Below are 18,223 nucleotides of genomic sequence, written 5' to 3'. Positions count from 1 at the left end.
TTAAAAAAATCAAAGATTATTTTTTCTATTCATCCGAATACGGCGGAGTTGGTGGTGTTGGATTCGCCGGAGTATCTGATGACGTTGGCGTCGGACTCACAGGATTTACTGGAGTCGTTGATGCTGTTGGTGTTGGGCTCACAGGAACTACTGGCTTAACCTCATCCTTATGTAATGGATTTGGTTTATTGCCCTCAGTTTTTGCTTTATCTAAAAGATCCGTCAGCAAACGTTCTGCAGGTTGACGTCCTCCAAGGCCAAAGGCCAATGCAAATGCGACTGCAACTGAACCAAGTGTTAAACCGAAAGCCAAATTCACAATCGAGTCAGCAATACCCATGGCTTTTAAGCCCATTGCAATCACTAAGCCCATAATTAAGATACGGACTAAATTGCTTAACCAGCGTGAACTGTTGTATTCACCACGTTGTACGATATTGGCGACCACATTGGCTAACCAGAAACCGATCACTAGAATCACCGCACCAAGTAGGATACTGGCGCCAAACTGGATAAACATCGCTATCAGTACACTGACCTGTTCTAATCCAAGTCGATTGGCCGCCTCTGAAACCGCAAACAGCATTGTAAAGAAAACAATTAAACAACCGATCACATCAGAAACACGGGTTTGTCCCAAGAAGCGTTGTAAATCCAGCTTCATCGGGATTTCATCTACCCCAGCTCCAGAAATCAGTTCAGCCACTAAACGTCCCACAAAACGGGAAACGATATAAGCCACAATTAAAATCAAACCTGCTGCAATGATTTGTGGAATTGCATACATGATTTGATTGAGCATGGCGGTTGCAGGTTGAGAAATTGCTTGGATACCCAAGGCTTCAAAAGCCACAATTAAAGTGGTAATAATAATGATGGCAAATACAAATGAACCTAAAAATTTAGCAACATTTGAGTTCTTAAATAAGCCAACTTTTTCAGCTTGCGCCTGTAAACCCAGACTATTACTTAAGCCTTCAACAATTCCTCTTACAATTTTCGCTAACACATAGCCCACGAAAATGATCACAGCCGTAATAAACAGGTTCGGTAGATAAGCAATTGCTTCATTGACCATGTTTTGTACGGGAATTAAAAGCCCTGTTAAACCCAGAATTGATAAGACAATAGGTAAGAACAGTAATAACACTAACCAATAGAAAATTTCACCAATATTGCTACTGAGTGAACTGACACCAACTTCGCCACTCAGCTTCTCATCGAGTTCAGTTTTAGAAAGTACATTGGTCAGCCCCGCACGAACCAGACGTGCGATAATCCAGCCAATAAAGCCCACGGCGACTGCTGCCAGCAAGTTAGGTATATAGGCCAACACGCGACCAACCATATTGCTAAAGGGATCACTGACCCCACTGATATTTAGAACATTGAGTGCGCCAACTACAGCGAGAATCATCACAAACCAGAACACCAGTTTGGAGACCAGATTTTCAATATTTGGAGTACGGCCTGTTGCAGAAGACAATTTATGATTGGTATCAAGCTTTTGCAGTAATTTTTTAACACCTGCTGCAATCACTAAAGCAACAATCCACCCTACAAGCAGGATGACAACTGCAGCAAAAATAGGATGAAACTGATCCCAATAATACATTGCATCAAATCCTCCACGATTGGAGGGGTCACTAAAAAAATCATTCATGTTGTTATCCTTATATTGTGTTTTTAAATCTTGATACGCATCCACCTAAGAACGTTCTGCAATGAAGAACATGATTTATGGATGCTTCCACCTTAGTTTTTGTCTATTTTCCAATCAATCAATGGCATCACTAATACAACAAAAAAGTCTCACAATATTGCAAAAAAGCTCATTGATTCACACCAATGAGCTTTATTATGAATTGGTTTTGGTCTAAAGATATGCTTGCTTAAGCATTCAGAATGGCCGACTGCATATGTGACATGATCACTTGAGCAGTTGGATTGGCTGAATGATCAGCAACCATATAAACAAGTAATGCAATCAGGAAGATTCCGACCATAATCAAAATATAAACGGGTAATCTTCTCTTTTTGGTAATTTCTTCTTTGCTGGCCACATGAGGCTGTGGCTTACTAAAATCATGCATGATAGCAGCCCTCATCCTTTTACTTTTCAAGTTTTATATTAGCAATACCCAGTGTTGCATTGTGTGAAAAAGCTTCGGACTATCGTTGCACTGGTTGCAGAACTCTACTTTCTTTTATTTATTTTTTGTTTAAAATATAGTCGGTTTTAGAATGCGTTAAAATAAGCTATAATATGCGCCTCCTTTCTCAGCCGTTCTGCTTTATGTCCTATAGCCAACAAAGCGTTTCTCTTGAATTAGACACTGATGTGACGCATCAATGTTTTTTACATCACACACGCGATGAACATTTGATTGGAATTATTGAGTTCAATAAGCCGAGCTATATTCTGAAATGGGGCGATTTAGAATACTTTCGCCGTCGTACAGAAGAGTTTTCGGTGATGCCATTGCCAGATTGTATCAATGCGATGATTGTCGATATTCGCAATGTACAACCATTTTTGGACAATGAAGTGCCGATCCTGCCTTGGCGCTTACTCGAAGAAGATTGTCCTGTCCGTCTGGTGGTCCCGCAAGATCGCCTAGAGCATTATATTGGCTTGTTTGAACCGACTTGGTTAACCACGGATGTCGATACCGCCATTCAAGAAATTCGTGAATTTATGGATATGTTTGTACATTAAGACATATCCATTCAGCACTCTTCTACCAATAATTCTCTACGGCAATATTGCCTTCGCCGCGGCGATTCATAATCAAACCGCGTTGCTTCAGGGCTTCTTTGGTATCTTCCACCATTTGTGGATTGCCACATAACATCACATGACTACTGTCTCGGTTAAAAGAGAGCTCTGCTGCTTTTTCTAATTCACCATTGCCAATTAAAACAGGTAAACGATCATGCAGGGCTGCATTCGGATCACGGGTAATGATTGGAATGAACTTAAAGCCCGTATGCCCTTCGCCAAATAAGGCCGCAATCTCTTGGATACGCTCGACATAAGCCAACTCAGATTCAGTCCGTACGCTATACACCAGATTGATCTGCTGATATTTATTCCATGTTTCAAAGTCTTGTAACATCGATAAAAACGGCGCAAGCCCCGTGCCTGTTCCCAATAACCATAAATCCTGTGGTAAAGGTTGTTGATAACGTGCCAGCGTTAAATAGCCATAGGAAATTTTTTCCAGATACAACTCATCATCGACTTTGAGGTGTTGTAGATTCGAGGTAAAAGCACCATCAGGCACAACAATTGAAAAGAATTCTAATGTTTCATCAAAAGGTGAAGAGACAACTGAATAAGCACGAACAACCAGCTCCCCTTCAACCATTAAACCAATACGTGCGAACTGACCTGCGGTAAATTTAAAATGAGCTGGTCGGGTCATGGTGAAGCTAAAAAGATTATGAGTCCAACGGTGTACAGATAAAACCTTTTCTACGCTAAATTTTTCAATTGACATGATGAGAACGTGGCATGAAACAGTGCGCTCATGTTAGCATGATCGAATAATTGATGGATACTCAAAACATTAAGGCTATTTAACATGCGCATGACATTACGCCAGTTGGCTGTTTTCGTGGCGGTCGCTCAAGAAGGAACGGTAACCAAAGCGAGTGATGCTGTCCGACTTACACAAAGTGCGGCAAGTATGGCTTTAGCAGATTTAGAAGATGGCCTAGGTGCACCACTCTTTGATCGTTTGGGTAAACGATTGCAGCTCAATGATTTGGGACGTTTTTTACTCCCACAAGCTTTAGAAATTTTAGGTCGCTGTGACTCTTTTGAACAAGCGGCTAAGGGTGAATTACAAAGCATTGATCTACGTTTAGGTGCAACACTTACAATTAGTGATTATTTAATGCCAGATTTGATGGCTGAATTTTTACAACGTCATCCACAAGCACATCTGCAACTGCAAGTGGGCAATACCCGTCAAATGATTGAAGCAGTCAATCAATTCCAATTGGATCTGGCCTTGATCGAAGGGTCTTGTCATTTACCTCAACTGCAATGTATCCATTGGCGTGATGATGAGCTAGCCGTATGTTGTGCGCCTGATCATCCCTTAGCACAGTTGAATCGCCCCGTGAGTCCAACTGATTTCCTAGATGTGGAATGGATTCTACGTGAGGAAGGCTCAGGCACTCGTGAAGTGTTTGATAATGCCATTTTGCAAGATTTACCCGATGCCAATATCCGTTTAACACTGGGTCATAATGAAGCGATCTTAAAAATTGTGGCGGGTGGTTTAGGCATGTCATGCGTGTCACGCCTAGCGATTGAACCGCTACAAGAAAAAGGCCAACTGGTAATCTTGGATACCCCATTCTGGCAATTGACCCGCCCGCTCTACATGCTCGTGCATCGTCAAAAGTACCAAGGACCTGGACTGAAAGCCTTTTTACAATTTTGCGAACATCAGGTTTAATTCATCGCAATAAAAAACGCTTCCAATAGGAAGCGTTTTTTATTTTCATTTAGAAATCGAAACTCACACCCAATTTATAGGTACGACCTGCACCAATAATGGCATAATCACTGTTAAATACACCTGCCCAGTGCTTTTTATCGGCAACGTTATCAACATTCGCTCTAAAAGTTGTATTTACACCACCAAGTTTAGTCGCGTACTTAGCACCTAAGTCAAAAATAGTGTAATCAGGCAATTCTAAAGAGTTATCGCTATTTAAATACTGTTTGCTTACATAGGTAGCCCCAGCATTTAAGCTTAAACCATCTAGAGTTGGAATTTCATAATTAAGGTTCAACCCCGCTGTAAAATCGGGAATACCATATATGGTTTTGCCTGTCGTTGTTGCCAGAGCTGTTTTCTTATATTTTGCATCGATATAAGCCATATTTCCAATTACACTCAAATCTTGAGTTAAATTGCCAGCAAACGTCCACTCAATACCACGTGAACGAGTTTTAGCATCGTCTGTAGTCATTTGTGTTTTCTTATTTGCATCAGGGGTCGTAAACTTGGTTGTCATCAAATCAGGTTTTTCAATTTGATATATCGCCAACGTATTTAGCCATGAGCCTTGCTGAACTTTTGCACCCAATTCATATTGTTTAGTCTGGTAAGGAGCAAAAGTTTTATTATAGTTTATATCATCTTTATAGCTTAGATCGGTAAGAGATTTTCCTTCAGATAAGCCTTCAACATAACTTGCATAAAAAGATATATTCTCACCAAAAGGTTTTAGAATGATTGCAAGACTAGGTGAAATTTTATCGTCACTGTAACTACTTGCGGCATAGGCAGGTATAGTTCTAGTATCAATTTCTTGATAACGTGCGCCTAAAATGAACTCTAACTTATCGTTCAACAAAGAAATCTGGTCAGTTAAAGTGTAGCTCACATATTTATTATCTGCATATGGTCCAATATATGGAGATGCTGTTGGCATAGCGCCATCAGATGAGGGGTTGTATAAATTCGTATCAAAGTTTGTTGTTGGAAGGATATATCCTGCATTTTTATTATTATAATGCTGCCAATATTTACGCGTTAAATAATCTGCTCGAACGCCAACAGTATGTTTGATACTTCCTGTTTCAAACTTTGCTTCAAGACCCGTATTTGCAGCAACATTGTGTTCCTGAGTCCCTACTCGATAATATTGAGATGTTGCAGCACCTGTTTTAGCATTTTGTACAATCATTCGCGTACCAAAAAGATGGCCTGAATATTCTTTTTCAGTATATCCAACCCCTGCAAACACTTTTAAATCTGGACTGAACTTGTATTCACCTGATAACCCAGCATATTGGCTACTCTGCGTTCCTTCAATTTTTGGAAAATAGTTATTATTACCATCAGGAGCTGCAATCACTTGCTTAATTGTTCCCATTGAGACCATTGCTGGTGAGCCACCTTCACGATCATCTCGCATCGCATAGGCATCAAAATTTAACTTTAATTTGTCTGTCGTATAGTCAAGTGCGAGTACGCCAGTTGCATTGGTATCATCCATTCCATCAATAAGATGTTCCCCTGTACCATATGAACCACTCGCTCTGATACCAAATTCATTATTTGCGCCTAAGCGACGGGATACATCAAAACCTGATTTATAGTATCCCCCATCTTCATAACTCGCTGAAACTTGCGTCAAATCTTGATTGGCACGTTTAGTCTGAGCCATGACAACGCCACCAACACTACCTGCTGGCGCCATCCCAGCAACTAAAGCATTTGGGCCTTTTAACAAAGTGACTGACTCAAGAATATCTGTAGGAATACGCCCAGTCGGCGCCATTCCAAACAGGCCATTTAGGTTATAGTCTTCAAATCCAACGCTAAAACCACGAATCTGAACATTTTCATTTAAATGTCCAGCATTGGTTGTTTCACGAATACTTGGATCATTTCTTAATACTTCTGAAACAGTGGCAGCTTGCTGATCTTGAATCAACTTATCCGAATAAGTCGTAACAGAAAACGGGGTATCAATAGTAGATTTATTGCCTAAGCTACCCAAATTTGAATTTTTCTTGAGCTTACCAGCAGCATAACTCTCTTGTTGATCAGCTTTTACCGTAATCGTTGGCAAAACGGTATTGTCTTCAGCAACAGCAAACATGGGTAAAGTAATGAGAGATAAAAATAATATATTCTTTTTCAAGTGATCAAACCCCGATAAAAATTTGACCACAGTATATAAGATAAATTTACAAATGATAATAAAAATCATTAATAAAATGATACCCATTTATTTAATGAATATAAAAAATCTCATCATGAGAATTCACATAATTTATTTTTAACTTAATAACCGATGAAATGCTTTTCTCTCAGACTCAGTGAAACAGCTGATTAGCTACAATAGGCCAATCGAGAAGCAATACTGATAGAAAGCAAAAGAGGCTAAACGCCTCTTCTCTTTTGAGCTTTAAAAACAAGTTCAAATCAAACCAGAAAAATTAGCGTCTGAAGTTAGATAACAACTCTGATGTGATTGAATTATTGTGCGTCGCTATTTTAGTTTTTCTGGTTTTCGCTGGATTTGGATCAACAAGCTCAATTTTTGTGGCTTTGTACTTTCCGTCATTTTCAACGACCACAAATTTCACTTTTTCATTTCTTTTCGGCTCGCCACCAGCGGGATACTCTGAAATATGAAAAAACACATCCCCTTCAGAGGTTCCAATAAAGCCAAAGCCTTTGTCTGGATTATATTGTTTAATTTTTCCCTGATAGAACTCTTGCTTCATGACATTTATCCTACTTTGCAAATCTGATCATCACAGTATATAAAAATAAAAAAGAGACTTTCAATCTACTCCCAAAACAGCTTCAGGATGAGATCAAGTCTCTTTTTATGAATGTTTCAAAAATCAGTCTTTTTGAACACTACCAAAAATCTTGTCGCCAGCATCACCCAGACCAGGAACAATATAGCCTTCTTCATTCAGACCTTGGTCAATCGATGCGGTATAGATCAACACATCTGGATGTGCAGCTTCTACTTTCGCAACACCTTCTGGCGCGGCAACCAAGACCATGACACGAATATCTTTACAGCCACTTGCTTTCAATACATCAATCGCAGCAATTAAAGAATTACCTGTTGCAAGCATTGGATCAATAATCATGGCTAAACGATTGGCAACATCAGGCACCAACTTTTTATAGTAAGTACGTACTTCTAAAGTTGCTTCATCACGCTCTAAACCTAAAACACTCACTTTCGCGCTTGGAATCAGGCTAAGAACGCCCTCAAGCATACCAATACCAGCACGCAAGATTGGAACAATGGTGATTTTCTTCCCTGCGATACGCTGAGTTGAGACTTTCCCTGCCCACCCATCAATTTCATGATCAACAACAGGAAGATCCTTTGTTGCTTCATAAGTCAGTAACATCGTGACTTCTTGCGCTAATTCACGGAAGTTCTTGGTACTAATATCTGAACGACGTAATAAACCAAGTTTATGGCGAATAAGCGGATGACGGATTTCTTGAATCGACACGAATGAGTACCTAGGTAATATTAATCTCACTCCATTATAAAGTGTTTTTTTACTCATCAATAAAAAAGCCTCCAACTTTGGAGGCTTTTTTGTACAAATCCGACGATTACTGTTGTTGAGACAACATAAAGTGCAATGGAGAAAGGATCTCTGCCTTCAATGCTAAGTTAATCATTGGATCTGGATAAACACCCATCACCAATACTAATAACGCAGCAGCGAGGACCATAAGACCACCGACTTTACTTCCCCAATGAGCATCCGCATCAATACGTGGTACATCTGGTGGAGTCATATACATCACCACCATCACACGTAAGTAGTAATACAAACCGATACCACTACCCACCACGATCATTGCAGCCAAGAACCAGTGTTGCGTTGTCACCGCAGCCATCACCACCAAGAACTTACCAATGAAGCCTGCTGTTAATGGAATACCGGCTAAAGACAGCATCATCACAGTTAAAGTTGCAGTCAAGATCGGACGGCGCCAGAACAAACCACGGTAGTCTGCAAGGCTTTGTGCTTCATCGACGTTGTTATACGGACTCGACATTAATGCAACCGCACCAAATGCACCGATTGTGGTCAATACATAGGTAATTACATAAACCGTCACGCTACCTAGGCTTGCATAAGTCATGCTAATTAAAGCAATCAACAAATAACCGAAGTGTGCAATCGATGAATAACCCAAGATACGTTTCAAGTTGACTTGACGAACTGCAAGTAAGTTACCCACCACGATCGACAATACCGCAATGATGGTAATGACTGTCACTAATGATTCAACCAAGATTGCACCAGAAGTCAGTAAGTAACGTACAAATAGACCAATCGTTGCAACTTTCGCAGCCGTTGCCAAGAAGGTTGCCATAGGTGCTGGCGCACCTGCATACACATCTGGCGTCCATTTATGGAATGGCGCAAGTGAAAGTTTGAATGCAACAGCAAAGGTAATTAAACCTAAGCCCAATAACACCATTGGTTGTTTGATCGCAGCAAACAATGCCTGAACAGAGTCATAGAATGACAATGAACCTGTGTATGCATAGATATAAGCCATACCCATGAGCAACATTGCAGAAGCAGTCGCTGAAAGCACAAGGTATTTAATCCCCGCCTCCAAAGACTGACTACGTTGATAGGTATACGCCAACATGCCGTATACAGGAATCGACATCAACTCTAGGCTGATGAAGAATGCTGCATAGTGTGAGCTTGAAACCAACAACATTGCACCTGTCACTGAGCACAGTAACAAGATATACAACTCTTCGCGGTTGTCCTTATAGGTCTCAATATAGGCATGAGATAAAGTACAGCACGCTAAAGCAGCAATCAGAATCAGGAATTGATAGAGCATGGTAAATGGATCAACCATGAACATACCCATCACGTTTACTGGTGCAAAGTGCCCACTAAACATGGTGTATCCAATATAAATTGCAGCAAGGTTTAAACCCACAACCGAAGTTGTTGCAATCAGATTGTGATTACGCTTAATCGCAGTTAATAACATCACGACGATTGCGGTCAAAGCCACAATCATCACGGGAGCAAGTGGCATTAGCTCAGAAAAAGAAATTGTGAAGTTCATGATTTATTGCATCTCCACATGTTCAAGTTGAGTTGCTGCTTGTTGGACAGTTTCGACAACTTCTTGTACTGGCATATAACTATTTACTAACCATTGCATGCTTGAATGAGACATATCCAAGAATGTTTGCGGGTAAATACCTAACCAAACCAAACCGATCGCACAGATCATCAAAATAGTGACTTCACGTGCAGATAGATCTTTAAGCGGACTGGTATAGTGCTGTTTTTGCTCTGGGTTTGGTTCACCAAACAATGCTTTGTGAATCAGAATCAGACCATAAAGACCCGCAAATACCAAGCTCACTGCTGCAATGATCGTGAACGCTGGATAAGCTTTGAATGAACCCATCAAGATCAGGAATTCACCAATAAAGTTACCTAGACCTGGCACACCAACCAATGCTGCAACAAAGAACATTAAGAAGAATGGCAAGTATTGCAGTTGGCCACGAAGACCACCCATCAAGCGTAAATCACGTGTATGTAAACGCTCGTACACTTGACCCGACATAATGAACAATGCAGCAGATGACAAGCCATGTGCCAACATCATGATCATGAGGCCTTGGAATGTCAGGATATTACCTGCATAAATTGCAAGTAAGATGAAACCCATGTGCGAAATAGACGTGTACGCAAGTAAGCGTTTCATATCTGTTTGTTGGTACGCTAAGAATGCACCGTAGAAAATACCAATCAGACCCAAAATAATGGCGATATCAGCAAATTGTGCTGATGCAGCCGGGAAGAATGGAATTACGAAACGAAGCAAACCGTACGCAGCTGTTTTAATTAAGATACCCGCTAAATCCACAGAACCCGCTGTTGGTGCTTGAGCATGTGCATCAGGTAACCAACCGTGTAATGGGAATACTGGTAATTTCACCGCAAAACCGATGAAGAAACACAGCATGAATGCATAAGCAACTTCAGGTGGTAAGTGGTTCGCAACAGCCAATAGATAGTTGTAATCGAAACCGATCATACCTGTCATCATGTATCCATAGACCACAAGGCCCAAGATACCGATCAACATGATCAAACCAGCGATTTGAGTATATAAGAAGAATTTAGTTGCAGCATAAACACGCGAACGACCATTCGACCCAGAGTGTCCCCATAACGCAATCAAGAAGTAGATTGGTACGAGCATCATCTCCCAGAAGAAGAAGAACAAGAATAAGTCAATCGCCAAGAATACACCGATGACCCCACCCAAACTCCAAAGTAAGTTTAAATGGAAGAAACCAACGTTCTTTTGAATCTCACCCCATGAACAGCCAACTGCAAGTACACCCAGTAATGCAGTCAACAACACCATGAGTAAAGATAAACCATCCACCGCTAAGTGAATGCTAATGCCTAAAGTCTGAATCCATGGAAGATGGAATTCAGCCGCCCAAGTCGGGACTTTACCGCCCAACTCGTAGCTAAATGTACCACTTTGCCACAGTGCAATGCCCAAACCGAAGGTAATCAACATACCAATCAAGGCAATCCAGCGCGGCAAATGTTGGTCGTATTTATCGACTAACCAACAAATAAAACCAGCAATGAAAGGAACTAAAATCAGTGCGGGTAAAATTAAATTGTTTTCCATTTTATTTCCCCACAACCTGAATCACGATCAAGATCATCAATAACACCACTACACCGAGTGACATGCTTGAAGCGTATTCACGTAATGAACCTGTTTGACGCGAACTTGTAAAGCTATTACCACCCTTCACAATTGCAGGGAGTACTAACCATAAACCGTCAACTGGATCACGACCTAAAATTTTCGCAATCAATAAATAAGGTTTTACAAATACGATGTCATACAAAGCATCGAAACCAAATGCTGTACGGCAAATGTGCGCTAAACCTGAACCCAAAGATGTTTGAGCAAAAGCTTTTACTGCACCGTATGCAAAAGCAAACAAGAAGATACCCACAGCTAAACCAGCGAGGGCAACACCACTTGCTAAATGTTCAGCATGTGCAACAGCTGCCTCTAAGCTCTCAGGAACAACAAAACTTGGAATGCTTGCAGCAGTCAATAATTTTGCAACTGGCGCTTGTAGGAAGTAGCCGATACCTGTTGATAACGCAGCAAGAATTGCAAGCGGCCCCCAGTAAGTGACGCCATGAATCGCATGTGCATGGGTTTTCTCTTCGCCGAAGAATACCACCCAGATTAAACGGAAAGTATAGATAGACGTTAAGAATGCACCCGCAACACCAACCCAATACAACGTATTGTAAAGCGGAAGATTTGCAATTGTAGACTGTGCATAGACTGCACCCAAGATCGCATCTTTAGAGAAGAAGCCAACAGTCACGATTGGAAGTGCTGCCAATGCGCCACCACCGATCACGAAACACCAGAATACGAATGGAATCTTGTGACGTAATCCACCCATTTTGAAAATGTTTTGTTCATGATGACATGCAAGAATTACGGCACCTGAAGAAAGGAACAATAACGCTTTGAAGAATGCGTGAGCCAACATGTGGAATAAACCAGCTTGGTATGCTTCAGCACCCACTGCCATAAACATATAACCCAACTGACTCATGGTTGAGTAAGCCAAGATACGTTTGATATCGGTTTGCACCAATGCGGCAAAGCCAGCGACCAGCAAAGTCACAGCACCTGTAATCGAGATGAACTGCATGACTTCTGGTGCCATTTCCATCACAGAGAACATACGGCAGCATAAGTACACACCTGCTGTAACCATTGTTGCAGCATGGATCAATGCAGATACTGGTGTAGGACCAGCCATCGCATCAGCTAACCAAGTTTGTAATGGAATTTGCGCTGATTTACCCGCTGCACCCAAGAACAACATCAATGCTGTCCAGATCGACAATGATGAGCTTTGCGTCATGACCGTCGCTGCATTTTCAACAATGTACTGAATATTCAACGTACCAAATTGTTGATAGAGCAAGAACAATGCGATGAGTAAGAATACATCACCCACACGTGTTACGGTGAATGCCTTGATTGCAGCCCAGCCATTTGCAGGGTTTGAGTAGTAGAAACCAATCAATAAGTAAGAGCACAGACCTACACCTTCCCAACCTAAGAACAATAACGCCAAGTTATCGCCCAATACCAACAACAACATGCTGGCAACGAATAGGTTGAAATAAGAGAAGAAACGCGCATAACCTTCTTCACCACGCATATACCATGATGCGAAGATATGAATCAGGAAGCCAACACCTGTGACCATACCTGTCATCAATAATGATAAGCCGTCTAAATGTAAGCTGATGCCTGGCTCAAAACCGCCAACACTGAACCAAGTCCATAAGTGTTGAACAAAAACGGTTTGACCACTGCTGGTAAATGCAAGACCGGCAATTAAAGCAAATAACGCAGATAAGCCCACTGAACCGACGCCAATAATGGCAGCTACATTTTCAGAAAGTTTGTCACGCCCTGCCGCTAAAAGGATAAAACCAATGAGCGGAAATAAAACGGTTAAATATAATGTACTCATCCGCGCATCTCACTAGCAGCATCCACATCCAAGTGATGGAAGCGATGATAAAACTGAAGGACGATCGCAAGACCAATACATGCCTCTGCTGCAGCAAGCGTCAGGATCAAAATGAACATGATCTGTCCATCTGGCTGAGCCCAAACACTACCTGCCAAGACGAATGCCAACGCAGCAGCATTCATCATCACCTCAAGGCTCATTAGCATAAATAAAAGGTTGCGTCGCACCATTACACCGTAAAAACCCAGTGCAAAAAGGATGGTTGCAACGATCAAACCATGTTCTAAAGGGATGTGTCCCATTATTCTTTATCCTCTTCTGCACCTGGTTCACGTTTGCCTAAGTGGAATGCTGCAACAAGTGCTGCAAGCAATAACATCGCGGCAACTTCTACCAATAATAGATAGTGAGTAAATAGTGCTTGACCGACTGCTTTAGGTCCAACAACTTCTGTACCCATTGGCGCAGAAATCGTGGTGTATTCACCACCGAGCATCCACACCAAGATTAAGCCCAATAAAAAGCTCATCAGTGCAGGAAAAGCCCAAGCATCTGAAGTCAACCATTTGCTTTCTTGTTCAATGGTATCTTGTCCAAGGTTCAACATCATGACAACGAAGACGAACAAGACCATGATCGCACCTGCATAAACGATGATCTCAAGGGCAGCCGCAAACGGCGCACCCACGATCATGAAAATGCCAGCAACCGCAAGAAGAGAAACGATCAAGCTAAGTAATGCATGCACAGGATTGGTGTTGGTCACAACACGTACTGTCGAAACAATGGCCACAAGTGCCATCAAATAAAATGGCCACATCATGGTAATAAGCTCCGTACATCTACTGGTGCACTTTCTTTTTGTGCTTGACCTTTTTCTTTACCGCTCACAGCCATACCAGTGACACGATAGAAGTTGTAGTCAGGATATTTACCAGGTCCAGAAATGAGTAAGTTTTCTTTCTCATACACCAAGTCTTGACGTACATATTCACCAAGTTCGAAATCTGGTGTCATCTGAATCGCTGTGGTTGGACATGCTTCTTCACACATACCGCAGAAAATGCAGCGAGAGAAGTTAATACGGAAAAATTCTGGATACCAACGTCCATCTTCTTTTTCCGCTTTTTGCAATGAAATACAGCCCACTGGACATGCAACCGCACAAAGGTTACATGCCACACAACGCTCTTCACCATCTGGATCACGCGTTAATACGATACGACCGCGATAGCGTGGAGGCGCAATTTGTTCACCCGGTACTTCTGGATATAAGATCGTGTCACGTTTACGTGTTACATGGCTGAACACCATCCATAACGAACGTACAATCGATCCAAAGCCAGCTAGAATTTTATACATTTTGTACTCCCTGCTGTCCTAGGCCTGATTCATCAGAATCACAGCACCAGTCACTAACAAGTTGACCAACGCCAATGGCAAACAAACTTTCCAACCAAAGTTCATCACTTGGTCATAACGTGGACGCATTAACGAGCCACGAGCCAAGACAAACATCATTACAAAGAATGCTGTTTTAATCACGAACCAGAATAATGGTGGAACAAATGGAATTTCTAAGTTAAACGGTGCAAGCCATCCGCCGAAGAATAAAGTCACGATCAAAGCCGAGATCAAAACAACGTTGACGTATTCCGCAACGAAGAACATCCCCCACTTCATACCACCATATTCAACATGGTAACCTTCAGCCAATTCTTGTTCAGCTTCTGGTTGGTCAAATGGGTGACGGTGCGTGACCGCAACACCCGCAACCACAAAGATCAAGAAACCTAAGAACTGAGGAATGATGAACCACATATCACGTTGTGCTTCAACAATCTCACGAAGGTTGAATGAACCTGCAATCGCAACCACACCCATCAACGAGATACCCAAGAACACTTCATAAGAAATGGTTTGAGCAGCAGAACGAAGACCACCGAGTAATGAGTATTTGTTGTTAGACGCCCAACCACCAAATAACACTGCATAAACTGCAATACCCGCCATTGCCATAAAGAACAATAGGCCGATACTCATATCCGCAACGCCCAGTGTAGGACTTACTGGAATCACCATGAATGAAAGTACCGCAGTTGCCATCGCAACTGCTGGTGCTAAACGGAAAGTCAACTTATCAGCAAACTTTGGTGTCCAGTCTTCTTTGAACATGATCTTGAGCATGTCGGCAACGATCTGGAACATACCACCCGGACCGACACGGTTTGGGCCATAACGGTCTTGCCATAATGCCAAGAGACGACGCTCAATAAATGACATCAAAGCAGCAACCAAAACCACCACCAGCAAGATCACAATCGCCTGAATCACTGAATAAGCGATTGGCCAGTTCTCAGCCCAAAGTGGCGTTTGACGTATAATTTCTTGATTCATGAATTACACTCCTACCGCCACAGAAACAGGCTCTGCCAATGAAACAGTTGGTGCTAAACCAATTGGGTAACCAATATAACCTGTTGGTAAATATTCGATCACTTGTACTGGCAAGCTAATACTCGTTTCACCCGCTTTCACTGTAATACGTTGACCATCTTGAACATTTAAGCGTGTCGCATCTTGCTCACCCACAGCAAACATTGCTTCAGGAATACGAGATTCCATCGCAGGTGTTTTAATGGTGAATTCGCCAGAACCAAAAATATGGTGCATTGGCACAAGGCGGAAGCTTTCAGGATTCACAACAACAGCTGAAGGTGCAACATAGCTACGTGCAGGACGTTTTGCTAAACGATCGAATAAACGAACACCTGAATCACCACCTTTTAAGTGACCACCCACTTCATCTTGGTATTTGTTCCAAGCTTGTGGTGAGTTCCAACCCGCAGACCATGCGAAAGGTACCAATGAAGATGCAGTTTGATTCCCTACATAACCTTCCATAGAGAACGTTAATGCAGAGTCGATATCCGTCGGTTGCTTAGGTTCGTGAACCGATAACGGTGCACGCATTGCAGTACGACCTGAGTAACGACGTGGTTCACGTGCAATTTTCAAACCGTGGATACGATAGCCAGCGTCTGGTGCAACGTCTTCAATTGCAGCAAGCACAGGAACATTTTTCACGATGTCATCAATCACATCATCAAGCAATGTCCAGTCCACTGCTTTGCCTTTGAGACCTGTCTCAATGGCATGTAACCAGCGCCATGATTCTTTGATCGCATATTCAGGCTTGTAGTAGCTTGGGTCATACACTTGATAGAACCGTTGTGCACGGCCTTCTTGGCTGACCACAGTACCGTCACCTTCAGCAAAGCTTGCAGCCGAAAGTACGATATCTGCAAGTTTCAAGGTTTCAGTTTCGCTATGATCGAGTACGATCACAGTTTCAGCCTTGTCAAATGCAGCTTTCACTTGAGCCACTGGTAAACGACGAGTTAAGTCATTTTCAATCACAACCACTGCATCATAATCTTGTGCAAATGCTTGTTCTAAGCTTAAGCCACCAAACAGCGCCAAGCCCATTGAGTTCACTTCAGGAACAGTCAATGACAAGCCTGCATGTTCACCTAAGTTTTGTGCAACTTGAGCTGCAGCTTCCATGATTGCAGGATCTTGTAAGCTGGTACCAGAGATAATCAATGGCTTTTTCGCAGCTTTCAGCGTATCTGCAATGGTTTGCGCAAATGCTTTGGCATCATCCGCTAAACCAGAAAGCACTTCACCTTTAACAGCAGCAGCAACCGCGAAACCTAAACGTGCGATATCATTTGGTGATGCAACCACTTCACCTGTTGCAACATCGGCTAAACGCGTTTGTGTTGCAGCAAGGATATAGATTGGTGATTTTGCATCTTGACCGATACGTTGTACAGGTTCTGCTAACCAGTCTGGTGTACGTGTTGCAGCAGCCATTTCTTTAGCTTTGTTTTTCGCAGCTTGGCGAACAGACAATGCCATACGTGGCGCAGTTTGAATTAAGTCTTCACCTAAGATCAACACCGCATCATAGCTTTCAATTTCACGCATGTTCGGGTTATAGATACCCTGTGTTTGCATAATTGATGCAGCTAACTCAACCAAGTTTTGATCTTTTTGAGACATACCTGTTGAGTAATTGTCTTGTCCGACCAATTCACGCAATGCGTAGTTTGATTCCAAGCTTGCGCGTGGTGAACCAATACCTAACACTTTCTTGCCTTGAAGTTGAGTAATCACTTGATCAAGTGCCTGATCAACACTCACAGTCGCAACAGTTTCACCATTGCGGAACTGCGGTTGACGTGGACGATCTTCACGATTCACATAACCTGTACCAAAACGACCTTTGTCACAAAGGAAGTATTGGTTGACTGAACCATTGAAACGGTTTTCAACACGACGGATTTCGCCATAGCGTTCGCCCGGAGAAATGTTACAACCTGAAGAACAGCCATGACATACGCTTGGCGCATACTGCATGTCCCACTTACGGTTATAGCGTGCTGAATGTGTCTTGTCCGTGAATACACCCGTTGGGCAGACTTCAGTCAAGTTACCAGAGAATTCAGACTCTAAAGTGCCTGATTCTGGACGACCAAAGTAAACACGTGAAGCATTGGCATATACACCAAAGTCCGTACCGCCCGCATAATCTTTGTAGTAACGCACACAACGATAACATGCGATACAACGGTTCATCTCATGCGCAATAAACGAACCCAACTCTTGGTTGTGATGCGTACGTTTGGTAAAGCGATAGCGACGACGGTCATGTTGCGTCATGACGGTCATATCTTGTAAATGACAGTGACCACCTTCTTCACAGACTGGACAGTCGTGCGGGTGGTTGGTCATTAAGAATTCAACAATCGATGCACGAAAATCCGTTGCTTCTTTGTCTTCAATCGAAATATAGGTATTGTCGGCAGCAGGTGTCATACATGACATCACCAAGCGTCCACGTGTGTCCTCAGGATTTGCGTACTGAGTCACCGCACATTGACGACAAGAACCAACAGAACCTAAGGATGGGTGCCAACAAAAATACGGGATGTCGATGCCAAGGCTTAAACATGCTTGTAGCAAGTTTTCAGTGCCGTTGACTTCATACGATTTTCCATCGACATGAATTGTAGCCATAGTCGAATTC

The 18,223-nt window shown here is 42.3% G+C and carries 16 protein-coding genes; 2 read left to right on the top strand and 14 right to left on the bottom strand.

Annotation, left to right across the window (positions count from 1 at the left end):
• Positions 1–25: 25 nt before the first annotated feature.
• Together A7P54_RS09095 and A7P54_RS09090 are read right to left on the bottom strand one after the other, a co-directional pair.
• The gene (locus A7P54_RS09095; RefSeq protein WP_171549372.1) at positions 26–1,663 is read right to left on the bottom strand and encodes a mechanosensitive ion channel; all 1,638 of its coding nucleotides are present in this window, start codon (positions 1,661–1,663) and stop codon (positions 26–28) included.
• A 229-nt stretch (positions 1,664–1,892) separates the two neighbouring features.
• A complete protein-coding gene (locus A7P54_RS09090) occupies positions 1,893–2,093 on the bottom strand; it encodes a hypothetical protein (RefSeq protein ID WP_004804796.1) in 201 nt (66 codons plus the stop codon).
• A 203-nt stretch (positions 2,094–2,296) separates the two neighbouring features.
• Here A7P54_RS09090 and A7P54_RS09085 point away from each other — a divergent pair, with 203 nt between their 5' ends.
• Positions 2,297–2,719: a hypothetical protein gene (locus tag A7P54_RS09085; protein WP_004804795.1), complete on the top strand. Its 423-nt coding sequence runs from the start codon at positions 2,297–2,299 to the stop codon at positions 2,717–2,719.
• Positions 2,720–2,741: 22 nt separating this feature from the next.
• Here the strand turns inward: A7P54_RS09085 and A7P54_RS09080 are convergent, their stop codons facing one another.
• Positions 2,742–3,503, bottom strand: coding sequence for a ferredoxin--NADP reductase (locus A7P54_RS09080; protein WP_171549371.1), 762 nt, complete (start codon positions 3,501–3,503; stop codon positions 2,742–2,744).
• An 84-nt stretch (positions 3,504–3,587) separates the two neighbouring features.
• Between A7P54_RS09080 and gigC the strand changes: the two genes are divergently transcribed.
• Entirely contained in the window at positions 3,588–4,472 is an 885-nt protein-coding gene (gene gigC / locus A7P54_RS09075; RefSeq protein WP_004804792.1) for a LysR family transcriptional regulator GigC, read from the top strand.
• 49 nt (positions 4,473–4,521) lie between these two features.
• Here the strand turns inward: gigC and A7P54_RS09070 are convergent, their stop codons facing one another.
• From A7P54_RS09070 to nuoG, 11 genes are all read right to left on the bottom strand, one after another.
• Positions 4,522–6,633, bottom strand: a complete 2,112-nt coding sequence (locus A7P54_RS09070) for a TonB-dependent receptor (RefSeq protein ID WP_171549680.1) — start codon at positions 6,631–6,633, stop codon at positions 4,522–4,524.
• 340 nt (positions 6,634–6,973) lie between these two features.
• Positions 6,974–7,264 carry a cold shock domain-containing protein gene (locus A7P54_RS09065; protein WP_004804787.1) on the bottom strand — a complete coding sequence of 97 codons (291 nt, stop codon included), beginning with the start codon at positions 7,262–7,264 and terminating at the stop codon, positions 6,974–6,976.
• 123 nt (positions 7,265–7,387) lie between these two features.
• Positions 7,388–8,023 carry a uracil phosphoribosyltransferase gene (gene upp / locus A7P54_RS09060; protein ID WP_017402053.1) on the bottom strand — a complete coding sequence of 212 codons (636 nt, stop codon included), beginning with the start codon at positions 8,021–8,023 and terminating at the stop codon, positions 7,388–7,390.
• A gap of 106 nt (positions 8,024–8,129) precedes the next feature.
• The gene (nuoN, locus tag A7P54_RS09055) at positions 8,130–9,626 is read right to left on the bottom strand and encodes an NADH-quinone oxidoreductase subunit NuoN (RefSeq protein ID WP_005191265.1); all 1,497 of its coding nucleotides are present in this window, start codon (positions 9,624–9,626) and stop codon (positions 8,130–8,132) included.
• Positions 9,627–9,629: 3 nt separating this feature from the next.
• Complete coding sequence (gene nuoM / locus A7P54_RS09050; protein ID WP_005191270.1) at positions 9,630–11,228, bottom strand: NADH-quinone oxidoreductase subunit M; 1,599 nt, start codon at positions 11,226–11,228, stop codon at positions 9,630–9,632.
• A gap of 1 nt (position 11,229) precedes the next feature.
• The gene (gene nuoL / locus A7P54_RS09045) at positions 11,230–13,125 is read right to left on the bottom strand and encodes an NADH-quinone oxidoreductase subunit L (protein ID WP_005191273.1); all 1,896 of its coding nucleotides are present in this window, start codon (positions 13,123–13,125) and stop codon (positions 11,230–11,232) included.
• Positions 13,122–13,430 carry an NADH-quinone oxidoreductase subunit NuoK gene (gene nuoK, locus A7P54_RS09040; RefSeq protein WP_004655436.1) on the bottom strand — a complete coding sequence of 103 codons (309 nt, stop codon included), beginning with the start codon at positions 13,428–13,430 and terminating at the stop codon, positions 13,122–13,124. Before nuoK ends, nuoL begins: the two co-directional genes overlap by 4 nt.
• Positions 13,430–13,948: an NADH-quinone oxidoreductase subunit J gene (gene nuoJ / locus A7P54_RS09035; protein ID WP_171061079.1), complete on the bottom strand. Its 519-nt coding sequence runs from the start codon at positions 13,946–13,948 to the stop codon at positions 13,430–13,432. Before nuoJ ends, nuoK begins: the two co-directional genes overlap by 1 nt.
• Positions 13,948–14,490: an NADH-quinone oxidoreductase subunit NuoI gene (gene nuoI / locus A7P54_RS09030; RefSeq protein ID WP_004655439.1), complete on the bottom strand. Its 543-nt coding sequence runs from the start codon at positions 14,488–14,490 to the stop codon at positions 13,948–13,950. The genes nuoJ and nuoI overlap by 1 nt, the downstream gene beginning before the upstream one ends.
• A gap of 18 nt (positions 14,491–14,508) precedes the next feature.
• Entirely contained in the window at positions 14,509–15,525 is a 1,017-nt protein-coding gene (nuoH, locus tag A7P54_RS09025) for an NADH-quinone oxidoreductase subunit NuoH (RefSeq protein ID WP_004804775.1), read from the bottom strand.
• 3 nt (positions 15,526–15,528) lie between these two features.
• The gene (gene nuoG, locus A7P54_RS09020) at positions 15,529–18,213 is read right to left on the bottom strand and encodes an NADH-quinone oxidoreductase subunit NuoG (protein WP_171549370.1); all 2,685 of its coding nucleotides are present in this window, start codon (positions 18,211–18,213) and stop codon (positions 15,529–15,531) included.
• Positions 18,214–18,223 lie beyond the last annotated feature (10 nt).

The organism is Acinetobacter sp. Ac_3412 (assembly GCF_013072675.1).
GTDB lineage: Bacteria > Pseudomonadota > Gammaproteobacteria > Pseudomonadales > Moraxellaceae > Acinetobacter > Acinetobacter higginsii.
This window is presented reverse-complemented; position numbering and strand designations above follow the sequence as displayed.